This window comes from Streptomyces sp. CHD11 (assembly GCF_018638295.1).
In the GTDB taxonomy this organism is placed as follows: domain Bacteria; phylum Actinomycetota; class Actinomycetes; order Streptomycetales; family Streptomycetaceae; genus Streptomyces.
The window spans coordinates 59,909-84,647 of record NZ_JABTTS010000006.1; the positions used below are offsets into that span (position 1 = coordinate 59,909).

Consider the following 24,739-nt stretch of genomic DNA (forward strand, 5'->3'; position numbering starts at 1 on the left):
GCTGCGGGTGTGCGACCCGACGGGATAAGTTCCTGCCAGTTCGGAAAAGGGGGAGAGCCGACATGGCGAAGCTGAACCAGATCATCGCGGTCGAGAAGGGTGTCAAGAGCAAGGCGCTCCAGGACATCACCGCCGCGCACCACAAGGTGCAGAAGCCGGCGCTGATGGCCGGTATCTCGCGTACGTACCAGCCGAAGGACGAGGAGGGCGAGCAGCTGCCGCCCGAGTCGACGCGGGTGCAGGTGCAGGGCGAGGACGTGCTGCGGGAGATGGCCGCCTCGCTGACCCGGCTGTTCGACGTGACCGCGACCAAGGACTGGGCGAACTGCGCGGCCCGCGCGGACGTGACCGTCGACGGGCGGACCGTCGTCGCCGATGTTCCGGTCAGCTACCTGCTCTTCCTCGAGAAGCAGCTCACCGACCTGCACACCTTCGTCAAGAAGCTGCCCACCCTCGACGCCGCCGAGTCCTGGTCGCACGACCCGTCGACCGACTGGTGGAAGACGGACTCGGTCCGCACGATCCGGACCAAGAAGGTGCCGCGCAACCACGTCAAGGCGGAGGCGACCGACAAGCACCCGGCGCAGGTCGAGGTGTACTACGAGGACGTGTCCATCGGGTACTGGACCACCGTGAAGTTCTCCGGGGCGCTCCCCGCGCGGCGGGTCAACGAGCTCACCGAGCGGGTCGAGAAGCTCCAGCAGGCGGTCAAGTTCGCCCGTGAGGAGGCCAACGGTGCCGAGGTCACCGACCAGCGGGTCGGGGACGCGGTGTTCGGGTACCTTTTCGGCTGACGTGGCAGCACGTCACCACCATGATCGCCCCCGCGTGCGAGCGCGGGGGTGCGCTACGGGGCGCGGGCCGGACTGAGGACCGGTTCGCGCCAGGAGCGCAAGCTGAAACTGAAGTTCAGCCTGAAACGCGGCTCGCCGAGACGGCGGCCGCGGTCAATCTCAGACTCTCGCTCCAGTCTCAGTATCGCCGCCGATCGCCGGATCGACCGGGGACGGACATATGCCATCGGATGCGAGTTCGAATCTCGCCTGCACCTCTTCCACGGTGCGGTAGTTCAAAGGAAGAACACGACGGCTTCATGACTGATCCGTCCTCTTAAACGCCACCGGCGTGCGCATTGGGTGGCAGCCCCAGGGGCCCGGGAGCTGGATACGACTCCCGGGCTCCGCCACGTCATCCCCGGGCCGCGACCAGGAGGACCGGGTGGAGCAGACCCAGGGATCCCGTGACGAGGCCGATGGCGCACGGGACCCTGCCGAGGCCCTGGTTCAGGCCGAGCAGCGCGAAGGTGACGGCCAGGCTGCCGCAGAGCAGCGGGATCGCGAGGCCGAGGAGGCCGGTGAACACGACGGCGACCGCGGCGGCGGTGCCGAGGGCGAGCGAGACGGGCCCGTAGAGGGTCGCGGGGCTGTCTGCGGATCCACTGGCCACGGTGGGCTCCTCGCTCGAGGTCCGAGATGGTCGGCGTGCGGCGTGCGGCGGGCGGCGTGCGGCGTGCGGCGTGCGGCGGGCGGATGCCCGCACCGTCATCATGGCACGGCGGGCCCATTATTTGAACATGTTCAAAAGAGCGCTAGGGTGGTGTCCTGGACGGAGGGCAGGCCGGCTGATGAAGATCGTGATACCCGGGGGGACCGGGCAGGTGGGAACGGTCCTGAACCGCGCGCTGAGCGCGGCCGGACACGAGGTCGTGGTGCTGACCAGGCGGCCGGCGGCGCCGGGGGAGGTGGCCTGGGACGGCAGGACCACGGGGGCGTGGGCCGGCGAGGTCGACGGCAGCGACGTCGTGATCAACCTCGCCGGCCGCAGCGTGAGCTGCCGCTACACCCCCGCCAACCTCCGCGCCATGATGGACTCCCGGGTGCACTCCACCCGGGTCGTGGGTGAGGTGATCGGCGCCGCGGCGCGGCCTCCGCGGGTCTGGCTCCAGATGAGCACCGCCACCGTCTACGCCCACCGCTTCGACGCGCCCAACGACGAGGCCACCGGCGTGATCGGCGGGACGGAGCCCGGCGTGCCCGGCTACTGGTCCTACAGCGTCGACATCGCCAGGGCCTGGGAGCGGGAGCAGGAGGAGGCCGACACCCCGGGCACCCGCAAGGTGGCCCTGCGCTCCGCCATGGTGATGAGCCCGGACCGGGGCGGTGTCTTCGACGTCCTGTCCTGGATGACCCGGCTCGGTCTGGGCGGGCCGGTCGCGGGCGGCGGGCAGTACGTGTCGTGGATCCACGACCACGACTTCGTCCGCGCGGTCGAGTTCCTGGCCGACCGTGACGACCTCACCGGACCGGTGAACCTGGCGGCGCCCGAGCCCCTTCCGCAGCGGGTGTTCATGCGGCATCTGCGGAAGGCGTGGCGCATGCCGGTGGGGCTGCCCGCGACGCGGTGGATGGCCGAGGTGGGCGCGTTCGCACTCCGGTCGGACACCGAACTGCTGCTCAAGAGCCGCCGGGTGGTGCCCGGCCGGCTGCTCGACGCGGGTTTCGGCTTCACGCACCCGAGCTGGCCGGAGGCGGCCCGCGACCTGGCGCGGCGCCGACGGGACGGAGGGAGGGGCGGCTCCTCGAGTATCACTCTGTAGTACATCGAGGCCACCACGCGTGACTTCCATCAGAACGCCTCGAGGATCCTCACCGCGGCCCAGTGCGCCGAGCGCGGCGAGCTAACACGGTGACCAGGAACGGACGGCCGGTCGCCGTACTGTCGCCCGTCGCGCCCATGGTCCTGGAGGGCGCGCGGCCGGAGGACGAGGACGCCTCGTCGACCGCGGTCCACTCGCGATGGGCCTGACTCACCGTGGGCGCGCAGTCCGCGCGCCGTGCCGATCCCCGGCTTCCGATCGGTCGCCCAGGCGGAGGGGGTCGCGGGGGCTGGAGAAGGGCGCGCTCACCCGGCGCGCGGATGACCGAGGCGCGGCGCGTTCTCGCCCCCCGTCGGGGCGGGCGGTGAAGGGGGCGCCCGGTCCGGGCGTTTCGTGCGGCAGCCGTCCCGCCCGTCGGTGCGTATCCGCGGTCCCCCGCGGATCCACCCCCACCCGACGGTGGGGAACGGCTGCCGCATCCCCCCTGGAGATGGCCTTCGGAAGCACCTTGCTCCAAGTGTGAAGCTTTTGTGGAGCAGAGTTGAGCATAGGTCCGTTACCGGCCGCAATGGGCCGGACGGACATAATCCGTTTGTGGAAGGTGTGCGTCTCGCGCGGCCCCGCGCCGCCGGTCCGCCGTCCTCGGCCCCGGCCCGTGTACGGCATCGCCGTCGCCAGGACCGTCGCGAACCGCATGTTCGCCTCCGGTGGCAGTTCGGCCATGTGCCGCACCGTGCGGGCGACGTCCGCGACGTCCGTCACCGGCTCGGGAACGGTCTGTCCGTTCGCCTGGAGGACGCCGGTCTCCATGCGCCGTGTCATGTCGGCCGCCGCGTTGCCGATGTCGATCTGGCCCACCGCGATCCGGCTGCTGCCGTGGAACGCGGGCGCTGCCACGGACGGCACCGGTTACGGGTCGGTAAACGTTGCATGACGATGTGCGTTCATCTGTTCATACTCCAGTTACCCTCCCGAGACCCGGTCCGGTCCGTGAAGGGGAATGTCCTTGAGTACTCCCGCCCACCGTCCCATGGCTCACCCGTCGGTGACTGGCGCGGCTCCGCAACGGCAGCGTCCGCCGAGGCTCGCCACGTCCCGGGAGCGCGCCCTCGCGGACATCCAGCGCACCGCGGGCAACCGGGCCGCGGTGACCGTCATGAGGTCCGGCGGGACCGGGACCACCGGGACCACCGGAACCACCGGGAACGCCGGAACCACCGGGAACGCCGGGAGTACGGCCGAGGCCAAGGCCCCGGGGACGCCGGCGCCCACGAGCGGCGAAGCCGCCGCGAAGAGCAAGGCGTCCCCCGAGAAGAAGAGTTTTCACGACCGCGTCAGCCACGCCCTCGAAAGGGCCCAGCAGTCCTTCGCGCATCTCGACACCTGGGTCAGTAACGTGCACTCTCCCGTCAACGCGGGATTCCTCAGCAAGGCCTCCGTCACCAACGATGCCGGTCTCAGACAGGACGTAGCCGCTTCGGGGGCCGCCGCCGTGGGGGTGGGCGCCGGCGCCGAGATGCTCGAGACCGTGGTCGCCGGAATGGAGGCGCGCGAGGCCAGGAAGGAAGCCAAGGAGCACGGGAGCGGGGCCGCCTTCCACACCGCGAACAAGAAGGCCAAGAGCACGACGGCCGACGCCGGCCTCGCCGCCGCCGGCACGGTCAGCGAGGCCCTGCTCATCGCCAGGCAGGCGGCCAGGCTCCACGAGGCGGCGAGCGTGGCCAGGCCGGTGGGCACGGTGGCCGGTGTCAGTGGCGGTGCGACCGGCCTGGTGATAGGTGGCCGTGCCGCGGCCCGCACCTATACGACGGACAGGAAGCGCAGGAAACTGAAGAACGTCACCATGCCCGCCGGACCGGGCGAGGAGGCGATGGGCGAGCTGCGGCAGGCACTGGCGAATGCCGGGGAGGCGACGGCCGAGGCGCACGCCGCGCTGGACATGTACGTGGCCGACGCGGGCGACACCCCGCTGGCCCGTTTCGAGATGGCCATCGACGCGGCCTTCGAGACGACGAAGCCGCTGGCCGAGGCCGCCGCGGCACTCAAGCGGGAAATGGACAAGAAGGCGCTGTACGAGGAGCTGCCCGCGGCTCACCGGTACGCGCTCAAGAAGCAGCGCAACAAGGAAGTCAAGCAGGCCCTCACCGCCGTCGGCCAGACCACCAGGGCCGCGGGAGCCATCACGACGGCGACCTCCATCGGACTGGGCGGAGCGCTGCTGACCAGCCCGGTCGGCTGGGCCCTCGCCGGCACCGCGGCCCTGATCCTCTTCGGCGTCGCCGGCTACAAGGGAGGCCGTGCGGCCAAGAACCGCTACGACGGTGCCCGCCACCCCGAACTCCACGCGGCGCCCGTGGAGTCGGAGGACTCGGCTCCGAAGGAGCCCATGTCCCGCGGGGAGGCGCTGCGGGAGGCCCTGAAGTTCTGGAAGAAGGCGGAGAACAGCGAACGCAAGGCCGTGGCGCGCAGGATCTACCAGTACGCGGCGGGTCCGACCGTCAACGCCCAGTCCGGAGTGACCGACGAACTGCGGGAGACGGCCCGGGAGATCCTCATCGTTCTCAAGGCGGGCCCCGCCGATCACCGCACGGACCGGGTGGCCTGGGAGGGGAGCCTCAACGACCCGGAGAAGACCGAGGTGTGGATCAAGGAGATCGAGCAGGCGCTGTCCTCGGCCTGACCGGGAGGCGCGGAGCGTGGGGAGGGGGCGGCACCGTCGGGACGGGGCTGGGCCCGCGCCGGACCGCGGGTACGCACCGGCGTGGAACGGCTGTCGCACGAGGACGTGAGACCCCGCTGGCGGAAGGTGTGCGTCTCGCGCGGCCCCGCGCCGCCGGTCCGCCGTCCTCAGCCCCGGCCCGCGTACGGCATCGCCGTCGCCAGGACCGTCGCGAACTGCATGTTCGCCTCCAGTGGCAGTTCGGCCATGTGCCGCACCGTGCGGGCGACGTCCGCGACGTCCATCACCGGCTCGGGAACGGTCTGTCCGTTCGCCTGGAGGACGCCGGTCTCCATGCGCCGTGTCATGTCGGTCGCCGCGTTGCCGATGTCGATCTGGCCCACCGCGATCCGGTACGGCCGTCCGTCCAGCGAGAGGGACTTGGTCAGGCCCGTCAGCGCGTGCTTGGTCGCGGTGTAGGCGACCGAGTGGGGCCGGGGGGTGTGCGCGGAGACGGAGCCGTTGTTGATGATCCGGCCGCCTCGGGGGTCCTGCTCCTTCATCTGCCGGTACGCCGCCTGCGCGCACAGGAACGCCCCGTTGAGGTTGGTGTCCACCACGTGCCGCCAGGCCTCGTAGGGCAGTTCCTCCACCGGCACGCCGCCGGGGCCGGACGTCCCCGCGTTGTTGAACAGCAGGTCCACCCGGCCGAAGCGCCCGACCGCCGCCGCGAACAGCCCGCTCACGTCCTGGGGACGTGACACGTCCGTCCGTACGGCGAGCGATCCGCCCCCGCCGGGTTCCCGTGCGGCGAGCGCCGCGGTCTCCTCCAGGGTCTCCTTGCGGCGTCCCGCGAGCGCCACCGACCAGCCCGCGCGCAGCAGTTCCACCGCCACCGCGCGCCCGATGCCGGAGCCCGCCCCGGTCACCACCGCGATCCCGGTCCGTCCGTCCGTTTCCTTGGGGTTCATGGCCCCGCAGCGTACGGGAGGGGCCGCCATGCGGACCTCATCCGACCGTCATCCGAATGCCGTGTACGCGTCAACGTGGGGTCGTCCCCGCGCACTGCAATTCCTTCCGCACCCACCTGCCAGGGGAGGAACGGATGACACCCGAGGTCCGCCAGTCGCAGCACGCCTCACCGCACGCCCCCGAACTCCGCGCCGCGGCACGGCACATCGGCCGCCGCCGCTTCCTGACCGCCACCGGGGCCGCCGCCGCACTCGCCTTCGCGGTCAACGTACCCGGCGCGCGCACCGCGGCCGCCGCCGAACTCGACACCGCCCGGATCACCGACGACCCCTTCACGCTCGGCGTCGCCTCCGGCGACCCCCACCCCGACTCCGTCCTGCTGTGGACCCGGCTGGCCCCCGTCCCGTACCGGGCCGACAGCGGGCTGCCCGCGAAACGCGTCACCGTCGACTGGGAGATCGCCCTCGACGAGCGGTTCCGCCGCGTCGTCAGACGGGGCAAGGCGACCGCCCACCCCGAGTTCCACCACTCCGTGCACGTCGAGGCCGGTCACCTCGCCCCCGGGCAGGTCTATCACTACCGCTTCCGGGCGGGCCGCTTCGTGAGCCCGGCCGGCCGTACCCGCACCGCGCCCGCCTCCCGCAGCCGGACCGCGGGCCTCACCTTCGGCGTGGTCTCCTGCCAGCGCTACGACCAGGGCTACTGGACCGCCTACCGGCACCTCGCCGAGGAGGACCTGGACGTCGTCCTCCACCTCGGCGACTACCTCTACGAGTACGCCGTCGACGACGTCGCCGGAGCCCGCGCCTACCCGGCCGGCACCCTGCCCGACCTGTTCCGGCGCGAGACGGTCACGCTGGAGGACTACCGGCTGCGGTACGCCCTCTACAAGTCCGACCCCGACCTGCGGGCCGCACACGCCGCGCACCCCTTCGTCGTCACCTGGGACGACCACGAGACCGAGAACAACTACGCCGGCGGCACCCCCGAGAACAGCGTGCCGCCGGAGGAGTTCCTGCTGCGCCGGGCCGCCGCCTACCGGGCCTACTGGGAGAACATGCCGCTGCGCCGGCCGCAGCTTCCCGACGGCCCGGACCTGAAGCTCCACCGCCGGCTGCACTGGGGCCGGCTGGCCCAGTTCGACGTGCTCGACACCCGTCAGTACCGCTCCGACCAGGCCTACGGCGACGGCTGGCGGTACCCGGGTCCCGAGTCCGAGAACCCCGCGCGCACCCTCACCGGTGACGCCCAGGAGCGCTGGCTGCTGGGCGGCTGGCGTCGCTCGGACGCCGTGTGGAACGTGCTGCCCCAACAGGTCACGTTCTCCCAGCGGTTCAACTCGGCCACGGCGCCGTCCCAGGTCTCGATGGACTCCTGGGACGGCTACCCGGCCTCCCGCGAGCGGGTGCTGGCCGGCGCGCAGGCCGCCGGAGTCGAGAACCTCATGGTCCTCACCGGCGACGTGCACGTGCACTACGGCTTCGACATCAAACGCGACTTCTCCGATCCGGGCTCGAGGACCGTGGGCACGGAGATCGTCACCTCGTCCGTCAGCAGTGGTGGCAACGGCTCCGAGAAGCCCGCCAACTGGGAGACGTACCTGGCCGCCAACCCGCACCTGCGGTTCTACAACGGGCTGCGCGGCTACACGACGGTGTCGCTCGGCCGTGAGCGGGCGCGCGCCGACTTCAAGACGCTCTCCCACGTGACCACGCGGGGCGCGCCGCTCACGACCGCCGCCTCCTTCGTGACGGAGGCGGGGGAGCAGGGGCTCAAGCCGGCGTGACCACCGGGGCCTGAGCGGACTCCTGCGGGTAGCGGACGCCGACACGGTCCCGGATCGTGTCGAGCGTCCGCATCACGGCGAGGGTGCCGTCGAGCGGGACCAGCGGCGACTCGGTCTCACCGGCCCGCAGGGCGCGCATCACCTCGGCCGCCTCGTGCTTCAGGCTGCCCCGGGCGCCGTCGGCCGGGTCCGCCGTGAACTCCTCGGAGTCACGGCCGGTCCGGTGCAGGGTGAACCGCTCCGGGAAGAAGAAGCCGTACGGGATGTCGATCCGGCCCTTCGAACCGGTGATCGACGCGGAGGTCGCCGTTCCGCCCACGATGGAGCAGTGCACCGAAGCGAGAGCGCCGCTCTCCCAGGAGAGCAGTGCACCCGTCTGCAGATCGACGCCCTCCTCCGAGAGCACCGCTCGCGCCGCGATCTCCGACGGCTCCCCGAGCAGCAGCTGGGCGAACGACACCGGGTACACGCCGAGATCCAGCAGCGCGCCCCCGCCCAGCGCCGGGTCCCGCAGCCGGTGCGAGGCGGGGAAGGGCCCCTCGAGACCGAAGTCCGCGTGGACGCTGCGCACCTCACCGATCGCCCCGTCGTCGACCAGCGCCTTCAGCCGCCGCACCATCGGATGGCAGTACATCCACATCGCCTCCATCAGGAAGCGCCCGGTGCCGCGCGCCAGCGCGACCAGCTCCGCCGCCTCCCGAGCGTTCAGCGTGAACGGCTTCTCGCACAGCACGTTCCGCCCGGACTCCAGCATCAGTCCGGCCGCCGCGCGGTGCGCCGCGTGCGGAGTGGCGACGTAGACGACGTCGATCTCCTCGTCCCGCGCCAGCGACTCCCAGTCCCCGTACGCCCGCGGTATCCCGAACCGCTCCGCGAACGCCTTCGCCGGCCCGGCCGACCGTGACGCCACCGCCACGATCTCCGCGTCCGGCATGTCCACCAGGTCCGCCGTGAACGTCGCGGCCATCCCGCCGGTCGCCAGGATTCCCCAGCGTGTCTTCTGCTCGGTCATTCGTCCCACCCTGTTCATGTCTTCCGCCGACGCGTCGCCACCGGACTGTCGTGGAAGCGCTCCCATGGCATCCTCGTTGACGCCGAGCACTCCGTACGAGCTGAGAGCATAGGTAGCCGATGGCATGAAAAGGGAGGGGTCACATGCCCGAGGGTGGGGCGTTCATATCCAAATCGACCGAGAGCGGGACAGCGGGCACCACGGCGGAGGCGTCCGGGCAGGACGCGACGCCGGCCCCGCCGGCGCGGCGCACCACCGACGCGGTCCCCCGTGCCGGCCTGCTGGTCACCTTCATCCTCGGCGGCCTGACCGCCGTGACCCCGCTGGCGATGGACATGTACCTCCCCGCCCTGCCGGAGGTCACCCGCTCCCTGCACGCGTCCGCCGCGACCGTCCAGCTCACCCTCACCGCCTGCCTGGCCGGCATGGCGCTCGGGCAGCTCGTGGTCGGTCCGATGAGCGACCGCTGGGGCCGCCGCCGCCCCCTGCTCGTCGGCCTCGCGATCTACGTCGTCGCCACCGCGCTGTGCGCGTTCGCGCCGACCGTCGAGCTCCTGGTCGCCTGCCGGCTGGTGCAGGGCCTGGCGGGCTCGGCGGGCATCGTCATCGCGCGGGCGGTCGCGCGTGACCTGTACGACGGCGTGGCCCTGGCCCGCTTCTTCTCGACCCTGATGCTGATCTCCGGAGTGGCGCCGATCATGGCGCCGCTGATCGGCGGGCAGGTGCTGCGGGTCACGGACTGGCGGGGCGTGTTCGTCGTGCTCACCGTCCTGGGCGTGCTCCTGACGGCCGTCGTCTGGACGAGGCTGCCGGAGACGCTGGCTCCCGCCGAACGTCACGGCGGCGGCGTCGGCGAGGCACTCGGCTCGATGCGCCGACTGCTCGCCGACCGGGCCTTCACCGGCTACATGCTCGCCGGCGGGTTCGCCTTCGCGTCCCTCTTCGCCTACGTCGCGGCCTCGCCCTTCGTCGTGCAGGAGATCTACGGCGCCTCCCCGCAGACGTTCAGCCTGCTGTTCGGCCTCAACTCGATCGGCCTGATGATCATGGGGCAGGTCAACGGCAAGATCCTGGTCGGCCGGGTCCGGCTGGACAAGGTGCTCGGCATCGGGCTCGCCGTCGTGGTCCTCGCCGCGAGCGCGCTGCTGCTGATGTCGCTCGGTGTGTTCGGCGAGACCGGGCTGGTGCCGGTGGCCGCCGCGCTGTTCGTGCTGATGTCCGCGATGGGCATCACCATGCCCAACACCCAGACCCTCGCCCTGGTGCGCACCCGGCACGCGGCCGGCTCCGCGTCTGCCCTGCTCGGTACGACGTCCTTCCTCATCGCCGCGATCGCGTCCCCGCTGGTCGGAGTGGCCGGCGAGGACACCGCCGTGCCGATGGCCGTCGTCCAACTGGTCTCCGCCCTGGTGGCGCTGGGCTGCTTCCTGGGTATGTGCCGTCCGTGGAACGCGCGGACGGCGGAGAAGGGCGGGGGCATCTGAGCGCCCCGCGACTGCGTCACGGCACGCCGCGGCAGGCCGGGCTCGACGCCGGGGAACTCCGGCACCTGGTCCGGGCGGTCCGGGCCCGCACCGAGGGGGAGCGGCCCTGGGCGGCGGGCGCCGTCGTGGTCGCCGGCCGCGGCCCGGTGATCGCCGTGCAGGAGGCGGCGGGCTGGGCCGTGCGCTACGCGTCGTACGACCGCGGCACGGACGCCCCGGTCGAACTGCCGCCCGGCGGCCGCGTCCCGATGACCGTGCACACGCCCTTCGACCTGGCCTCGCTGACCAAGCTGTTCACCTCCGTCGCCGCCGTGCAGCAGATCGAGCGGGGCACCCTGGGCATCGACGCGCGCGTGGGCGCCTACCTCCCGGACTTCACGGCGGCGGCCCGGCACGGCATCACCGTGCGCCAGCTGCTCACCCACACCTCCGGACTGCGCCCCGAACTCCCGCTGTACGACCGCGCCGACGACGCGGAACGACTCGCGCTGCTCCGCGCGGAACCCCCGGCAGGCGTGCCCGGCACCTACTGCTACTCCGACCTGAACATGCTGCTCCTCCAGCACGTCCTGGAACGCCTCACCCGCCGCACACTGGACACGCTGGTCCGGGACGGCATCACCCGGCCGCTCGGCATGACCGCGACCGGCTTCGGTCTGTGCCCGGCCGCGGCCGCGACCGAGGACCAGCGGCGGCCGTGGGCCAAGGCGGACCGGGGGATGCTGCGGGGCGAGGTGCACGACGAGAACGCCTGGGCGCTGGGGGGCGTGGCCGGCCATGCGGGACTGTTCTCCACCGGCCGGGACCTCGCCGTGTTCTGCCGCACCCTGCTGGCGGGCGGCTCGTACGGCCCCGCCCGCATCCTCGGCCCCGACTTCACCGACCTGCTGTTCACCCCGCCCGGCCTGGGATTCGCCCTGGACCAGCCCTGGTTCATGGGCGGCCTGTCCGGCCGCGGCGCCGCGGGCCACACCGGTTTCACGGGTACCTCCCTGGTCCTCGACCGCGCCACGGACACCTATCTGATCCTCCTGGCCAACACCGTCCACCCCCGCCGCCCGTCCTCTCCGGACAGCGGCCCCAGAGCGGAGGCGGCGACCCGGCTGGCCCAGGCGGTACGAGGCATCTGAGGGCGCCTGCCGCCGCCAGGGGCTGGGCACTTGTGCCGGGTGCTGCTTGAATGCGCCAGTGATCGAATGGGTGGTGGCCCTCGTGGCCGGCGCGGTCACGGCGTGGTGGTTGGGCCGGAAGGTGCGGCACCGTGCGGTGAGCGCTGCCCGGGGGGATGTGATCAGGGTTCCCTGCCTGCTGCGGCAGGCTGCCCACGAGGGGCGGTGGCTTCGCGGGCGGATGGCGATGGGGCCGTCCACGATGACATGGGAGCCCCGTACCCGAGCCGGCGCGGAGGTGCGGTTCCCGGCCAGGCCGACGCGGACCGGCCTGCGTGCGCCGTCGCGGCGCGAGGGAATGAGGATGAATGCCCGGTGCGCCATCGTCGAGTGCACCTCCCCCGAAGGATCCTTCGGGATCGCCGTGATGCCGAACGAGCTGGGGCAGGTGCTCCTCGCCCTGAGCCGGAACGCGGCGGAAGAGAGCACGTAGGGGTGGCGGGTGCCCGGCACGTCGCTCTCGAGCGGGGGCCGTCCTGCTCCCGCCCTCCCCGGCCCCGGTGCCTCAAGGGCCTGGAAGGTGCCCCGGGACGGCGCGGAAGGGCGCGACGACACCCCCGCAAGCGCCGGGCCGCGCAGACGTCCCCCGACCAACCGACACACAGGCACCCGCGCGACACCGGCGTCCGCTCGGCCGACGGCCACGGCCGAGCCCCGCACCCCCGTAGAATCGCCGGGTGAACGCCCCCGCCTCCTCCCTGTCCACCGCCGAGACCCTGCGCTCCGCCCTCGCCGGGCTGCTCGACGGGCTTCCGGCGCGGCAGGCCACGCAGGCCGTCGAGCGGCTGATCGCCACCTACCGCGGGGCGACCCCCACAGGGGCCCCCATCCTGCGCGACCGCGCCGACGTGGCCGCGTACGCCGCCTACCGCATGCCCGCGACCTTCGAGGCCGTGCGCTCGGCGCTGGAGGCGTTCGCGGACGCGGTGCCCGGATGGGCGCCCGGCGACCACACCGACATCGGCGGCGGCACCGGCGCCGCGGCCTGGGCCGTGAACGCGACCTGGGGCGGGGAGCGCCCCGTGACCGTCCTCGACTGGGCGGAACCCGCCCTCGCCCTCGGCCGGGAACTCGCCGCCGCGAACCCCGCCCTGCGGGGGACCCGATGGCACCGCTCTCGTATCGGATCGGCGCTCACACTCGAGAGCACTGATCTCGTCACCGTCTCCTACGTGCTCAACGAGCTCACCGCCGCCGACCGCGCCGCCCTCGTCGACGCGGCCGCCGCCGCCGCGCGGTCCGTCGTCATCGTCGAACCCGGCACCCCCGACGGCTACGCCCGCGTCATCGAGGCCCGTGACCGCCTCGTCTCCGCCGGCTTCCACATCGCCGCCCCCTGTCCGCACAGCGCCGCCTGCCCCATCGTGCCCGGCGCGGACTGGTGCCACTTCTCCGCACGGGTCAGCCGTTCCTCGCTGCACCGCCAGGTCAAGGGCGGTTCTCTCGCGTACGAGGACGAGAAGTTCGGCTACGTGGCCGCCACCCGCGACCCGGTCACGCCGGCCCCGGCCCGGGTCGTCCGCAAGCCGCAGATCCGCAAGGGCCAGGTCCTCCTCGACCTCTGCGAGAAGGACCCGGCCCTCGGCCGGACCACGGTCACCAAACGCCACGGCGACCTGTACCGGGCGGCCCGGGACACGGACTGGGGCGACCCCTGGCCGCCGCTCCCCGGGGCCTGACCGCCCGCACTCACTTCTCGCCCCGCTGCTCTTGCTGCTCCCGCTGCTCCCGCAGCTTGCGCAGCAACTCCCGCTTCCGTGCCTGCGGATCGAGCCCGCCCCCGATCCGTCCGCCGCGCCCGCCGCCGCGCAGCGCCTTGCGGCCGAGGTGCTGTCGGGTGCCGCCGACCCCCAGCATGTCGCCGGTTCCGCCTCGCGTCATGGTGACGACCTTCCCTTCCCACGATGGATAGACGAGACGTGTCGTCTCGCTTCCTGACTGCACCACTGTCCAACGAGACGCACCGTCTTGTCAATCTGGTAACTTCTACCCATGTCCCAGAAACAGTCCGCCGCCCAGTCGGCCCCCGACGCCACCCGCCGCAGCGAGCGCTCCCGGCGGGCCATCTACGACGCCGCCCTCGCCCTGGTCTCCGAGGTCGGCTACCCGAGGACCACCATCGAGGGCATCGCGTCCCGCGCGGGTGTCGGCAAGCAGACGATCTACCGCTGGTGGCCGTCCAAGGCGGACGTGCTCCTGGAGGCGTTCCTCGACCTGAGCGAGCGGGCCGCCGAAGAGGCGTCCCGGGCGGCGGGCGGACAGCAGACCACGTACGCACTCCCGGACACCGGCGACCTCGCCGCCGACCTCAAGCACGTCCTGCGCGCCACCGTCGACGAACTGCGCGACCCCGCCTTCGAGGCCCCCTCCCGCGCCCTGGCCGCCGAAGGCGTCGTCAACGAGGAGCTCGGCCGCCGGTTCGTCGCCGCGCTGCTGGAACCACAGCTCCAGCTCTACGTCGACCGTCTGCGCGCGGCCCGGCAGGCCGGAGACATCCGCGCCGACGTCGACCCGCGTATCGCCCTGGAGCTCTTCGTCTCCCCCCTCGCCCAGCGCTGGCTCCAGTACACGGCCCCCATCAGCCACGAGTACACCGACACCCTCGTCGACTACGCCCTGTACGGCCTCGCCCCCCGCTGACCCCGCCGCCCCTCCGGAGGCCGTACGCCCTCCACCGTCCCGGTACGGCACTGCACCCACCACCCCCGAGCCCCGCGCGGGGCCGGCGTACGCCGTGTGGGCCCGGGGGCCCGGGGAATCCGGAGCGCACCGCGCGGGTCGGGTCCGCGTCACGGGCGGCCTCGACGCCCGCCTCGACGCCGGCGCCCGTGGCGCCCGGTGCGCAGCCGGCGGGCCGGGCGTCACGGCTGGTCACCCGCCGCGCGGGCGTCCCCTTCGTCCCGCGGGGCGCCCCTCGTCCGTTCAGGTCCCCCTCGTCCCACCTGCGCCGATTGTGGGCTCCGGCCCCCCGATGCGCACGATCGTGGAACCATAGGGCATCCTGGTGCGCAGGACGGCGAGGCGAGGAGCTAGATGAGCGCGGAGTTCGGTGAGCGGAGCGGCCGGCAGGGCCGGATCTCCCAGTGGCTGCGCGGACGCCGACCGAAGCCGGCCGCCGACGAGGGCGACCGCGAGGCGCTGCTGCTCGCCGCCGCCGGCGCGGGACTGCCGCTGGCGCCCGCCGCACACCCCGCCGCCGAGTACGGCTGCTCCTGCGACCGCGTGGGCTGTCCCACCCCCGCCCGGCACCCGGTGTCCTTCGCCTGGCAGACGCAGTCCACGACCGACCGTGGCCAGATCGAGCGCTGGGCCCGCCACCAGCCCGAAGCCAACTTCATCACCGCGACCGGCATGGTGCACGACGTCCTCGACGTCCCCCTCGCCGCCGGCCACGAGGCGCTCACCCGGCTGCTCGACGCCGGTGTCGAGGTCGGCCCGGTCGCCGCGAGCGACGACGGCCGCCTGCTGTTCTTCACCCTCACCCGCGGCACCCCCGAGGAGGAGGACGAGTGGTGGCCGTGCGAGCTGGACTGCCACCCGGAAACCATGGACGAGCACCCCGGCCTGCGCTGGCACTGCCGGGGCTCCTACGTCCTGGTACCGCCCGCCCGCCTGCCCGGCAACGGCGACGGTGACCGGTCGGTGTCCTGGGTGCGCGGCCCCGAGCACCCGCTGCCGGACCCGCTGACGCTGCTGGAGTACCTCACCGAGGCCTGCGCCCGCCACATCGGCGACCCGGCCGACCACGCGGGCACGGCCTGGCCCTCGCGCCGCTGAGTCACCGGGACCGCCGGCTCGCGCCCGGGACTCACTCGCCCTTCGCCGACGTCAGTCCCTGGATGCGCCCCAGGACCTCCACCCCGCCGTCCGCCGGGTCCAGCGCCACCTCGTTGGAGACGAACTCCATCGTCAGCGACTGCCGTATCTCCCCGGTCGTCAGCGCCAGCACGTCCTTGTTCGGGGTCGGTACCGTCGCCCCCGCCGCGGCCGTCTGCTTCTCGAAGTGGCGCGTGGCGAAGAACACCAGCGCCCCGCCGTCCGCGGTACGCAGCGCCAGCGGCGCGTAGTCGCCGTTCGTCATCGGCTCGTCGATGTACTGCGTGGCCAGACCCGGCCGCTGTGACTTCTTCGCCCGCGCGGCCCGCCATGCGCTGGTGTACGGACCGTCCGCGAAGACGTCCCCGCCGTCCTTGAGGAACGCGGTGTAGTCCCGGCTCAACTCGCCCGGTGGGACCGCCACATCGGCCGAGTTCGCGTCCACGGTCTCCGCCCAGCCGTCCCGGTCCGTCTTGAACTCCGGTATGTCGTCCGGGGCCACCAGCGTCAGGTACGCCGCCTCCCACGGCTCGTCCAGCCCGTTCCGGGTGAACACCAGCAGCCAGCGGACGTCGCCGCCCTTGTTGCCGTCCGCGTCGGCGAGGAACCAGCGCGGCCAGCCCGCCTTCGCGGGAATGGTGAACCTCGCGTCCGTCAGCTCCAGCGGCGTGTGACGCGGGTTGCCCTCGGGGTTGTTGACCCGCCCGGCCTTCAGCCGGGCCTGGTCGATGTCGGCGAGGGCACCGGTGGTGTGATCGGCGTCCAGGGAACCGTCGTACGCCTGGTCGGCCTTGTTGTACGCGGCCGTGAACTCCTCGAGCGCCTCGGCGGCTTCGGCGCGGGTGGTGGCCGGGAGCACCTCGCGCTCACCGTGCACCACCACACAGCCGCTCGCCGTCAGCGACAGGGCGGACACGAGCGCCCATGTGCCGAGCCTGCGGTGCCTGCGGAGCCTTCGAAGGCCGCGATCCCTGCTCATCCGGTTCCTTCACCTTCCCCTTCCCGGAGGCGAACCCTACCGGGGCGAGCAGTCGTGCGAGCGCCGGGACCGGGGAGAGCGGCCACACCGTGACCTGACGGCCGGCCGGGCCGCCGGATGCGGGTCAGACGGGGGCCCGGTCCTCCCTGGCCGGAAGGACCAGCAGTGCCCCCGTCCGTGGATGCGGGAACACCTCGACCGGCTGGTCGTACACCTGCGACAGCAGTTCCCCGGTGAAGACCTCCTCCGGCGGGCCGCCGGCCGCGACCCGGCCGGCGCGCAGGACCGCCACCCGGTGCGCGTAGGCAGCCGCGAGCCCGAGGTCGTGCAGCACGACGACCACCGCGTCACCGGCGAGAGCTCGCTGCCGGCACAACCGCAGCACCAGCTCCTGGTGCCGAAGGTCGAGAGCGGCCGTCGGTTCGTCGAGCAGGAGCAGCGGGGTGCGCTGGGCGAGGACCCGGGCGAGTGCGACCCGGGCCCGCTCACCCCCGCTGAGCGCCGAGAACGGGCGGGCGGCGAAGCCGGTCACCTCGGTGGCGGCCATCGCCCCGGCCACGGCCGCCTCGTCCTCCTCCGGCCGGGCGGCGGCCCAGGGCGCGCGGCCCATCCGCACCACCTCCTCGACCGTGAACGGAAAGGAGAGAGCCGCCGACTGGGGCAACACGGCACGGCGCAACGCGAGTTCGCGCGCGGACCAGTCCGACACCGGACGCCCCAGGATCCGTACGCACCCGGCGGTGGGCGGCAGATCGGCGGCGAGGACGCTCAACAGCGTCGACTTCCCCGCACCGTTGGGCCCGACGAGGGCCAGCACCTCACCGGCGCGGACCCGGACGCCGACATCGGTGAGAACCTCGCGGGCACCGAGCCGGACGGACAGCCCCTCGGTCTCCGCGAGCACCTCGCCGGGCCCGGGGGCGGCCGGCGGAGCGGGGTGGCGGCGCGCGCGGATCCCGCGGAGCGTGCCGGGGACACGCATCCCGTCCAGCCTCCTGCCAAGCCTCATGTTTGGCTGCCGGTTCATGCCCAGCCTCCCTGCCTGCGCCGGGTCCGGCGCAACAGCCAGAAGAAGAACGGGCTGCCGAGCAGCGCCGTGAGAACACCGAGGGGGAGTTCGGCGGGATCGGCGACGGTACGGGCCGTGAGATCGGCCGCCAGCAGCACCAGCGCGCCCAGCAGCGCACTGCCCGGCAGCAGGAACCGGTGCCCGGGACCGGCCGCCATCCGCAGCAGATGCGGCACGACCAGCCCCACGAACCCGACGATCCCCGACACACTCACCGCCGCCGCCGTCAGCAGCGCGATGACCAGGACGAGCACGATCCGCAGCCGCTCCACATCGACGCCCAGATGCCGGGCCGGGCGTTCGCCGAGCGCCAGCAGGTCGAGCCGGCGGGCGTACAGGGGCGCGACGGCCAGCCCGAGCGCCGCGCACGGCAGGACCGCGAGCACCTTCGGCCAGGTGGCCTGGGAGAGCGAACCGAGCTGCCAGAAGGTGATCTGGTTGACGGCGGCGGTGTCCGCGAAGAACAGGAACAGCCCGATGAGGGCGCCCGCGAAGGCGTTCACCGCGATCCCGGTGAGGATCAGCGTCACCACTTCCGTGCGGCCGCCCGAGCGGGACATCCCGTACACGAGCAGTACGGTGAACAGCCCGGCGGCGAACGCCGGCACCGAGACCGTCCAGTTCCCGGCGAAGTCCCATCCCAGCGTGATGGCCGCCACCGCGCCCACCGCCGCGCCGGAGGAGACCCCGATGACGCCCGGTTCGGCGAGCGGATTGCCGAACACGCCCTGCATCAGCGCGCCCGCGCAACCCAGCGACGCACCGACGAGCAGGGCGAGCACGATCCTCGGGAACCGTACGTTCCACAGCACCGACTCGGCGACCCGGTCCAGCCCGGTGCCGCCGAGCCCGATCCGGTGCTGCACGGAGGCGAGCACGTCCCCGACGGGCACGGGATAGGCGCCGGTCCCGGCGGCGACCGGGACAAGGACGAGCAGAGCGGTGACGAGTCCCGCGGTCAACAGCCAGCCGGTGGTGCGCGGTCGGCGCGGCCGCCTCGGAGATCGGCGGACCGGTTCCGCTACCGGTCCCCGCACGGTCTTCCCGGCACTCTCCAGGACGCTCACGCGCCACCGCCGTACAACTGTTCCACGACCGACTCCAGCACCTGGTCCGTACGCGGCCCGTAGCTGAGCAGGACGCCGTCCTCGACGGACACGATCCGCCGGTCCGTCCCGGCAGGGGTCTGGGCGACGCCGGGGATCTTCACCAGCCCGTCCACACCCCCGACGGACTCCAGCCCCTTCGACATCACCAGGACGGCGTCGGGGGCCGCTCTCACCAGCGCCTCGCTGGTGATGGCGGTGAAGTCCTTCTCCAGCCCGGACTCGGCCCCGGCGTCCGCCGCACCCGCGGCCTCGATCAGCGAGGTGGCGCCCGATCCCCTGCCGCCGATGAGATACACGGAGGCGGAACCGCGCAGATACAGGAACGCGACCCGCGGCCGGACTTCGTCCCGGGGGAGCGACCCGGTCACGGCGGTGATGCGCCGTTCGGTGCGACGGGTCAGCTCCCGGCCCGCGGACGGTACGCCGAGTGCCTCGGCCACGGCCGCGATGCGCGGGCCCACGTCGTCGAGCCCGGTGGCCCCGTCGACGACCAGGACCGGTATCCCGGCGGCGCGGATCTGGTCCATGGCCTCCGCGGGCCCCGAGGTGGTCTCGGCGATCACCAGGTCGGGCCGCAGTGACAGCACGCCCTCCGCGGAGACGTCGTGTCCCCGGGTGACGACGGGCAGTTCGGCGGCCTGCTCGAAGGTGGCCGTGACATCGCGGGCGACGACCCGGTCCCCGAGGCCCAGGGTGAACACGATCTCGCCGAGGCTGCCGGAGAGCGGTACGAGGCGCTCGGCCCGCTCGACCGTCAGCTCGCGGCCGTCGGCGGAGCGGACGGCGACCGGGAGTTCCGGTTCCGGTGTGCCGGCGAGGGGTTCCACGCGGTCCGGGCGCGCGGAGGATTCCTCCGCCGGGGGAGTGGCCGCCGTGTCGGCCGGTCCTCCGCATGCGGTCGCGGTGAGGGTGAGGGCGAGCACGGACAGCAGTGCTCCCGCCCGTCTGGTGCGCAAGCGTCGCACGGTTCCGTCCGATCCTTCCGGCCGTGGTGGATGATGCCTGATGCAGCTTAGGTTAGCCTTACCTAAATCCGCTACCGGCTGTCGTCTCCGGAGGACCACCCATGCCCACCCGCCTGCGCACCCTGGTGACCGTCCTCTGCGCGGCCGTCCTGGGAGCGCTCCTCCCGGCCGCCACGGCCCACGCCGAGAACCGCACCGTCCAAGGGGGCCGGCTGGACTGGGGCATCAAGACCTCCTTCCAGCGCTATGTCACCGGGCCGGTCGCGAAGGGGAGTTACTCCCTCGGCGGCGGCGCTGCCACCGTCGGCGGCAGCGGATTCCGCTTCCACTCGGCGACGGGTACGTACGACGGCGACACCGGCGCCTTCCGGGCAGCCTTCTCCGGCGGGGTGCGCTTCACCGGCCACCCCACGGGGTCCGGGGCGCACCAGCTCGACCTCACCCTCAGCCGTCCCACCGTGAGCGTCTCCGGCTCGACCGGCACGCTCCACGTGGACGTCACCAGCAGGGCGAAGGACACGGGAGCGGTCACGACGTCCCACCAAGTGCCCTTCGCCTCCCTCTCCCTGGGCGGGATCGACATGCGGGGCGGCGGCACCTCCGTCGTCCTCACGAACCTTCCCGCCACCCTCACCACCCAGGGCGCGCGGTCCTTCGCCGGCTACTACACGGCCGGGACGGCACTCGACCCGGTGAGCCTCTCGGCGGACGTACGGCCGGCGGCACAGCGGGAGCCGTCGCGTGCCCCGGCGGCTAAGACGCCGAAGACACCGAAGACGCCGACGCCCAAGGCGACTTCGGACTCCCCGAAGACGCGCGGACTCACCGGCGGAGCCGTCGACTGGGGTGTGCGCCGCACCTTCCGCGAGTACGTCACCGGGGACATCGCCGACGGACGGTGGATCCTGTCCTCCGGCGCCCTGGACGGCGGCGCCCTCTTCCGCTTCCCGGACGGCGAGGGGACGTACGACGACGGCGAACTGGCCGCCTCCTTCAAGGGCGCGGTCCGCTTCACCGGCGAGCACGGCCTCGATCTGACCCTGAGCGGCGTCCGCGTCACCGTCGAGGACGGCACGGGCACCCTCTACGCCGATGTGACGTCACCGGACCACACCGGCCGGAAGGTCCCGCTGGTCACCTTCACGGCCAGGGACCTCAAGGCGAGGGCCGGCCTCGCCACGCTCACCGAGGCCCCCGCGAAACTCACGGCGCGGGGTGCGAAGGCCTTCGCCGGCATGTACCCCGAGGGAACCGTGATGGACCCGGTCTCCCTGGCCGTGGCCCTCACCAGGAACGCCGGACTCCCCGCGCTCCCGGACCTCGGCAGCACCCCGTCCCCGTCCTCACCGGCAGCCTCGTCCGAGCCGGTGGCCAAGGCCGCGCGGCAGGACGGCACCGACGGCACACCTCCCGTCCTCCCCCTCGCACTGGCGGCCGGATCACTGCTGGCGCTCGCCGCCGCGGCCGCGTTCACCGTCCGCAGGCGCCGCGCGCAGCCGGCCGCCGCGGACACCCCGCAGAACGACTGAACCCCATCACCCAAGGAGTACCGCCCATGTCCGCAAGACGACGCCGCTCCCTCGCCCTCGCCGCCGCGGTGGCCACGGCGGCGGGACTCGGCGCCACCGTCGCCCCCTCCGCCTCCGCCTCCGCCTCCGAAGTCCCCCTAAGTGGTTACGAGTTGACCTGGGGTATCAAGGAGTCGTACCGCAACTACGTCGTCACCTTCGCGCAGGGCACGTTCACCCCCGCGGACGGCGCCTCCCAGGCCGTCGGCAACGGACCGTTCACCTTCACCGACGGCACAGGCGGCTACGACTCCACCACGCACCGGGTGTCCCTCGCCTTCCAGGGCGAGCTGACCATCAAGTCCGAGGCCCACGGGTTCGAGATCGGGCTCTCCGACGTGAGGTTCGACAGTGTGGACGCCGAGATCACCGCCGACGTCACGCGCGACGGCACCACGCAGGACGACGTCCCCCTCGCGACCGTCACGGTCACCCGCCAGATGACGGACATGGTGACCACGCTGACCGAGGAGGCCGGAGCGGTCTTCGGCAGCGCGGACTACGCGGGCGCGGTCGGCGACCCGCTGACGCTGGTGAAGAAGACCGGCCCGGAGCCGGCCCCGACGACCACCCCGCCCACCACCCCGCCCACCACCCCGCCCACCACCCCGCCGGCCTCACCGTCGCCCGAGTCCACCCCGACGGCCACGGCCACCGCCTCCCCGACGACGAAGGCCCCGACCACGGCCCCGTCCGCCACGCCCCCACGGACGACCGCGCCCGCCACCCGGGGCGAGATAGCCGGCGGGACGCTCGGCTGGGGTGTGAAACAGTCCTTCCGCGCCTACGCGACCGGCCCGGTCGCCCAGGGCAGGATCACCGCGTCGGGCGGTGCGACGCAGGCCGCCGGCAACGGCGCCTTCACCTTCACCGGCGCGAGCGGCACGTACGACACGAAGGCCGGCACGCTGAAGGCAGCCTTCAAGGGCGCGGTCAACTTCAAGGGCCACGAGAAGAACGGCACTTACGGCCTCGACCTCACCCTGACCGACCTCAGGGCGGCCCTCGACGACGGTACGGGCAGACTGACCGCGGACGTCACCAGTCTTGGCGGGGCGTCCCAGGACGTGGTCCTGGCCGACCTGAAGGCGAAGTCGCCCACCCTGGCCGCGAGGAACGACGTCATCACGGTCGACGACGTGGCCGCGACCCTCACCGAGGCCGGCGCGAAGGCGTTCGGCGGCTTCTACCCGGCCGGCACCGCGCTGGACCAGGTAGGCCTCTCCGTGGCCCTCACCGACGACGCGCAACTCCCCGGCGGCACGGGCGGAACCGGAGGCGGCACCGGCACCACAGGCGGCACCGGGGGTGCGGGCACCACCGGTCCGACGACCGGCGGCGTGGGCTCGACCACCGGCGGCACCTTCGGCGGAAGCCTCGCCAGTACCGGTACGGACGTCCCGGCCGGCGCCCTCGGCGTGGCCGCCGGGGTAGCCGTGGCGGCCGGCGCGGGGGTGGTCCTCGTCCTGCGCAGGCGGAGCACGACGGCCGAGTGAACGTGGAAGGGGTGCTCCCCGAGGCGGGGGCACCCCTTCCACGTCCACGGCAGGGCCGGTGTCAGATCAGGTCCTGCCCGTTGCGCCGGGCCTCCGCCCACTCGCGGAAGAACCCCCGGCTGATCACGAAGAGGACGACGGCCACGAGCACGGGCCACATCAGGACGTACGCGGTCAGGGCTGCGGTGGACATGCTGCCTCCTGGGGGATCACTTGGTACCGCTTCCGGCAGGCTCGGGGTCGCCGTCGGCGGCCGGGGTGCCCGCGTCCGCGTCCGCGTCCGCGACCGCTGCCGAGTCGCTGTCGTCGAAGTCACCGGTGCGCTGGGCGATGGCGGCGAAGTCGAAGCCCTCGCGCCGGCGCACGCTCATCGCCCAGCAGACGATCGTGGACACCGAGTAGGCGACCAGCGAGCCGCACAGCGTGGCGTACTCGTGCAGGGATCCGATGGCGAACGGCGCGGTCACCAACACCGCGGCCACACCCACGGCCTTGGCCGCCCTCGCCCCGAAGAAGCCGAACACCATCAGGCCGAGGACGACACCGACGCCGACGACCGACAGCACGTCCACGACGATGCCGAAGAAGCCGTCCACGGGTATCCAGCCGAAGCGCACCGGCAGGAACACCGCGAGCGCCGTGATCACCGAGACGGTGAACGCCCTCCCGGAGACCTTCTCCCAGTAGAAACTGGCCAGCACCGGGAAGACGAGCGCACCCCACAGCGCTCCCACGAACACCAGCAGATCGAGGATGTTCAGCTGCAGACTGGCGAAGGCCACGGCCGCGGCGGTCGCCATCACCATGGTGATGCGGCCGACCAGCAGCATCGTCTTCGGGTTCGCCCTCTCCTTGCCGGCCACGTTCTGCCCGTAGACGTCGGCCATCATGATCGAGGAGAGGGCCGCGAGATCGGAGTCGGCGGTGGAGGACAGTGCCCCGACGATCATCAGGAAGAACACGCCCAGCAGCACGGGCGGCAGGTACTCGGCGGCCATCCCGGGGATGATGTTGTTCACGTCGCCGCCGACCGGCTCGTAGCCGAGGTAGAGGGCGAGCACACCGAGCATGCCGACACCGATCACCATGGCGCCGTAGCCGACGGTCGCGGTGAGGAAGGTCGGCTTGATCAGGTCCTGCCGCACCGCGAACAGCCGCTGCGCGATGGTCTGGTTGCCGATCGCGTACGCGAGCACCGCGGCGATGTACGGGGCGCCCTGCTCCATGAAGGCGGTGCTGGAGAAGAAGTTGCCCTGCTCGGCCGTGAGGTTGCCCGCGCCGGTCTCGAAGGCCGCCGGGAAGTCGGCCGCGGCGAAGATGAACGGGACGATCACGGCGACCGCGCCGAGCATCGCGACGACCTGCAGGAAGTCGGTGAGCACCGAGGCGCGGAAGCCGGACCACAGGGTGTAGAGCAGCACGCCCGCGGCGACGGCGAAGACGCCCTGGGTGAAGGTGAACGGCGACAGCATCGAGATCAGCACGCCACCGGCGATGAAGTTGGACATCAGGCTGATCAGGCTGCCGACGATGTTCGACCCGGCCAGCATCAGCTGGCTGGAGCGGCCGTGCCGGGCGTACATGACCTCGGCGAGGGTGTGCGCCTTCGGCGCCACGGCCCGGATCCGCTTGCCGAAGGGGTAGATGAAGAGAATCATCAGCGCACCCCACAGCCCGTAGTGGATGGGCCCGGAGATGCCGTAGGTGTACCCCGACGTCGCGGACGCGTACATCGACGACGCCCAGATCCAGGTCGCCGTCATGCTGGCCGCGGAGATGCCGAAACCGATGTTGTTGCCGGCGGTCATGTAGCCGTCGGCGTTCTCCTTCTTCTTGCCGATGCGGGTCGAGACCAGGAAGGTCCCTCCGTAGAAGAAGACCAACAGACCCACGACCACCAGCGTGCTGAACTCGGCTGTCTCCAGTCCACTCACAGGCGCCACCTCCTCATCGCTGGAACCGGGGCGTTCACAAAAGAGGCGGGCCCTTTGGGCCCGCAAACTTTCCGCACGGTAACAGCTCTTTCCAGACACCGGGCGGCGGCACCGACCGGCTTCGC

Annotated in this window: 22 protein-coding genes and 2 pseudogenes; 12 read left to right on the forward strand and 12 right to left on the reverse strand. The window is 72.5% G+C overall.

Translation table 11 applies throughout. The features are described from left to right. The first annotated feature begins 62 nt into the window (after positions 1-62). Complete coding sequence (locus HTV45_RS08030; RefSeq protein ID WP_215204944.1) at positions 63-794, forward strand: hypothetical protein; 732 nt, start codon at positions 63-65, stop codon at positions 792-794. A gap of 394 nt (positions 795-1,188) precedes the next feature. On the opposite strand, the gene HTV45_RS08035 is transcribed toward HTV45_RS08030, so the two are convergent. Continuing rightward, positions 1,189-1,446 (reverse strand): hypothetical protein, encoded by a 258-nt coding sequence (locus HTV45_RS08035; RefSeq protein ID WP_215204945.1) that lies wholly within the window; start codon positions 1,444-1,446, stop codon positions 1,189-1,191. A 178-nt stretch (positions 1,447-1,624) separates the two neighbouring features. Here HTV45_RS08035 and HTV45_RS08040 point away from each other — a divergent pair, with 178 nt between their 5' ends. After that, positions 1,625-2,596 (forward strand): TIGR01777 family oxidoreductase, encoded by a 972-nt coding sequence (locus HTV45_RS08040; protein ID WP_215204946.1) that lies wholly within the window; start codon positions 1,625-1,627, stop codon positions 2,594-2,596. Between the two features lie 645 nt (positions 2,597-3,241). Here the strand turns inward: HTV45_RS08040 and HTV45_RS34155 are convergent. Beyond that, positions 3,242-3,463: pseudogene (locus HTV45_RS34155) on the reverse strand (3-oxoacyl-ACP reductase); the annotation flags it as partial. Between the two features lie 139 nt (positions 3,464-3,602). Here HTV45_RS34155 and HTV45_RS08050 point away from each other — a divergent pair. Continuing rightward, positions 3,603-5,276, forward strand: a complete 1,674-nt coding sequence (locus tag HTV45_RS08050; protein WP_215204948.1) for a hypothetical protein — start codon at positions 3,603-3,605, stop codon at positions 5,274-5,276. Positions 5,277-5,443: 167 nt separating this feature from the next. On the opposite strand, the gene HTV45_RS08055 is transcribed toward HTV45_RS08050, so the two are convergent. Then, positions 5,444-6,226, reverse strand: coding sequence for an SDR family oxidoreductase (locus tag HTV45_RS08055; protein WP_215204949.1), 783 nt, complete (start codon positions 6,224-6,226; stop codon positions 5,444-5,446). A gap of 134 nt (positions 6,227-6,360) precedes the next feature. Here HTV45_RS08055 and HTV45_RS08060 point away from each other — a divergent pair, with 134 nt between their 5' ends. After that, positions 6,361-8,013: an alkaline phosphatase gene (locus HTV45_RS08060; RefSeq protein ID WP_215204950.1), complete on the forward strand. Its 1,653-nt coding sequence runs from the start codon at positions 6,361-6,363 to the stop codon at positions 8,011-8,013. Here the strand turns inward: HTV45_RS08060 and HTV45_RS08065 are convergent. Continuing rightward, positions 8,000-9,025 carry a Gfo/Idh/MocA family protein gene (locus HTV45_RS08065; protein WP_215204951.1) on the reverse strand — a complete coding sequence of 342 codons (1,026 nt, stop codon included), beginning with the start codon at positions 9,023-9,025 and terminating at the stop codon, positions 8,000-8,002. The two genes, HTV45_RS08060 and HTV45_RS08065, sit on opposite strands and share 14 nt — an antisense overlap. A gap of 143 nt (positions 9,026-9,168) precedes the next feature. Between HTV45_RS08065 and HTV45_RS08070 the strand changes: the two genes are divergently transcribed. The 4 genes from HTV45_RS08070 (at position 9,169) to HTV45_RS08085 (ending at position 13,357) form a co-directional block, all read left to right on the forward strand. After that, entirely contained in the window at positions 9,169-10,509 is a 1,341-nt protein-coding gene (locus HTV45_RS08070; RefSeq protein ID WP_215204952.1) for a multidrug effflux MFS transporter, read from the forward strand. Continuing rightward, positions 10,461-11,639, forward strand: a complete 1,179-nt coding sequence (locus HTV45_RS08075) for a serine hydrolase (protein WP_215204953.1) — start codon at positions 10,461-10,463, stop codon at positions 11,637-11,639. Before HTV45_RS08070 ends, HTV45_RS08075 begins: the two co-directional genes overlap by 49 nt. Before the next feature lie 343 nt (positions 11,640-11,982). Next, positions 11,983-12,111 carry a hypothetical protein gene (locus tag HTV45_RS34795; RefSeq protein ID WP_285899626.1) on the forward strand — a complete coding sequence of 43 codons (129 nt, stop codon included), beginning with the start codon at positions 11,983-11,985 and terminating at the stop codon, positions 12,109-12,111. Positions 12,112-12,355: 244 nt separating this feature from the next. Then, entirely contained in the window at positions 12,356-13,357 is a 1,002-nt protein-coding gene (locus HTV45_RS08085; RefSeq protein WP_215204955.1) for a small ribosomal subunit Rsm22 family protein, read from the forward strand. A 10-nt stretch (positions 13,358-13,367) separates the two neighbouring features. On the opposite strand, the gene HTV45_RS08090 is transcribed toward HTV45_RS08085, so the two are convergent. Beyond that, entirely contained in the window at positions 13,368-13,559 is a 192-nt protein-coding gene (locus tag HTV45_RS08090) for a DUF6243 family protein (protein WP_215204956.1), read from the reverse strand. A 111-nt stretch (positions 13,560-13,670) separates the two neighbouring features. Here HTV45_RS08090 and HTV45_RS08095 point away from each other — a divergent pair, with 111 nt between their 5' ends. Both HTV45_RS08095 and HTV45_RS08100 read left to right on the forward strand, forming a co-directional pair. Further along, complete coding sequence (locus HTV45_RS08095; RefSeq protein ID WP_215204957.1) at positions 13,671-14,318, forward strand: TetR/AcrR family transcriptional regulator; 648 nt, start codon at positions 13,671-13,673, stop codon at positions 14,316-14,318. Between the two features lie 393 nt (positions 14,319-14,711). Beyond that, positions 14,712-15,455, forward strand: coding sequence for a bifunctional DNA primase/polymerase (locus tag HTV45_RS08100; protein ID WP_215204958.1), 744 nt, complete (start codon positions 14,712-14,714; stop codon positions 15,453-15,455). A gap of 31 nt (positions 15,456-15,486) precedes the next feature. On the opposite strand, the gene HTV45_RS08105 is transcribed toward HTV45_RS08100, so the two are convergent. From HTV45_RS08105 to HTV45_RS08120, 5 genes and pseudogenes are all read right to left on the reverse strand, one after another. Beyond that, entirely contained in the window at positions 15,487-16,377 is an 891-nt protein-coding gene (locus HTV45_RS08105; RefSeq protein WP_308309324.1) for a hypothetical protein, read from the reverse strand. After that, positions 16,361-16,570: pseudogene (locus HTV45_RS34160) on the reverse strand (hypothetical protein); the annotation flags it as partial. The gene HTV45_RS08105 and the pseudogene HTV45_RS34160, both read right to left, overlap by 17 nt. Before the next feature lie 27 nt (positions 16,571-16,597). After that, on the reverse strand, positions 16,598-17,455 hold the full coding sequence (locus HTV45_RS08110) for a heme ABC transporter ATP-binding protein (protein ID WP_215205095.1): 858 nt from the start codon (positions 17,453-17,455) through the stop codon (positions 16,598-16,600). A 41-nt stretch (positions 17,456-17,496) separates the two neighbouring features. Then, positions 17,497-18,507, reverse strand: a complete 1,011-nt coding sequence (locus HTV45_RS08115) for an iron ABC transporter permease (RefSeq protein ID WP_251691730.1) — start codon at positions 18,505-18,507, stop codon at positions 17,497-17,499. Positions 18,508-18,605: 98 nt separating this feature from the next. Further along, positions 18,606-19,607: a hemin ABC transporter substrate-binding protein gene (locus HTV45_RS08120; RefSeq protein WP_251691671.1), complete on the reverse strand. Its 1,002-nt coding sequence runs from the start codon at positions 19,605-19,607 to the stop codon at positions 18,606-18,608. A 110-nt stretch (positions 19,608-19,717) separates the two neighbouring features. Between HTV45_RS08120 and HTV45_RS08125 the strand changes: the two genes are divergently transcribed. Together HTV45_RS08125 and HTV45_RS08130 are read left to right on the forward strand one after the other, a co-directional pair. Beyond that, entirely contained in the window at positions 19,718-21,145 is a 1,428-nt protein-coding gene (locus tag HTV45_RS08125; RefSeq protein WP_215204961.1) for an HtaA domain-containing protein, read from the forward strand. Between the two features lie 26 nt (positions 21,146-21,171). Beyond that, complete coding sequence (locus tag HTV45_RS08130) at positions 21,172-22,680, forward strand: HtaA domain-containing protein (RefSeq protein ID WP_215204962.1); 1,509 nt, start codon at positions 21,172-21,174, stop codon at positions 22,678-22,680. Between the two features lie 61 nt (positions 22,681-22,741). Here the strand turns inward: HTV45_RS08130 and HTV45_RS08135 are convergent, their stop codons facing one another. Together HTV45_RS08135 and HTV45_RS08140 are read right to left on the reverse strand one after the other, a co-directional pair. Next, positions 22,742-22,873 carry a putative transporter small subunit gene (locus tag HTV45_RS08135; RefSeq protein WP_215204963.1) on the reverse strand — a complete coding sequence of 44 codons (132 nt, stop codon included), beginning with the start codon at positions 22,871-22,873 and terminating at the stop codon, positions 22,742-22,744. Positions 22,874-22,889: 16 nt separating this feature from the next. Then, on the reverse strand, positions 22,890-24,614 hold the full coding sequence (locus HTV45_RS08140) for a sodium:solute symporter family protein (protein WP_308309296.1): 1,725 nt from the start codon (positions 24,612-24,614) through the stop codon (positions 22,890-22,892). Positions 24,615-24,739: the final 125 nt, after the last annotated feature.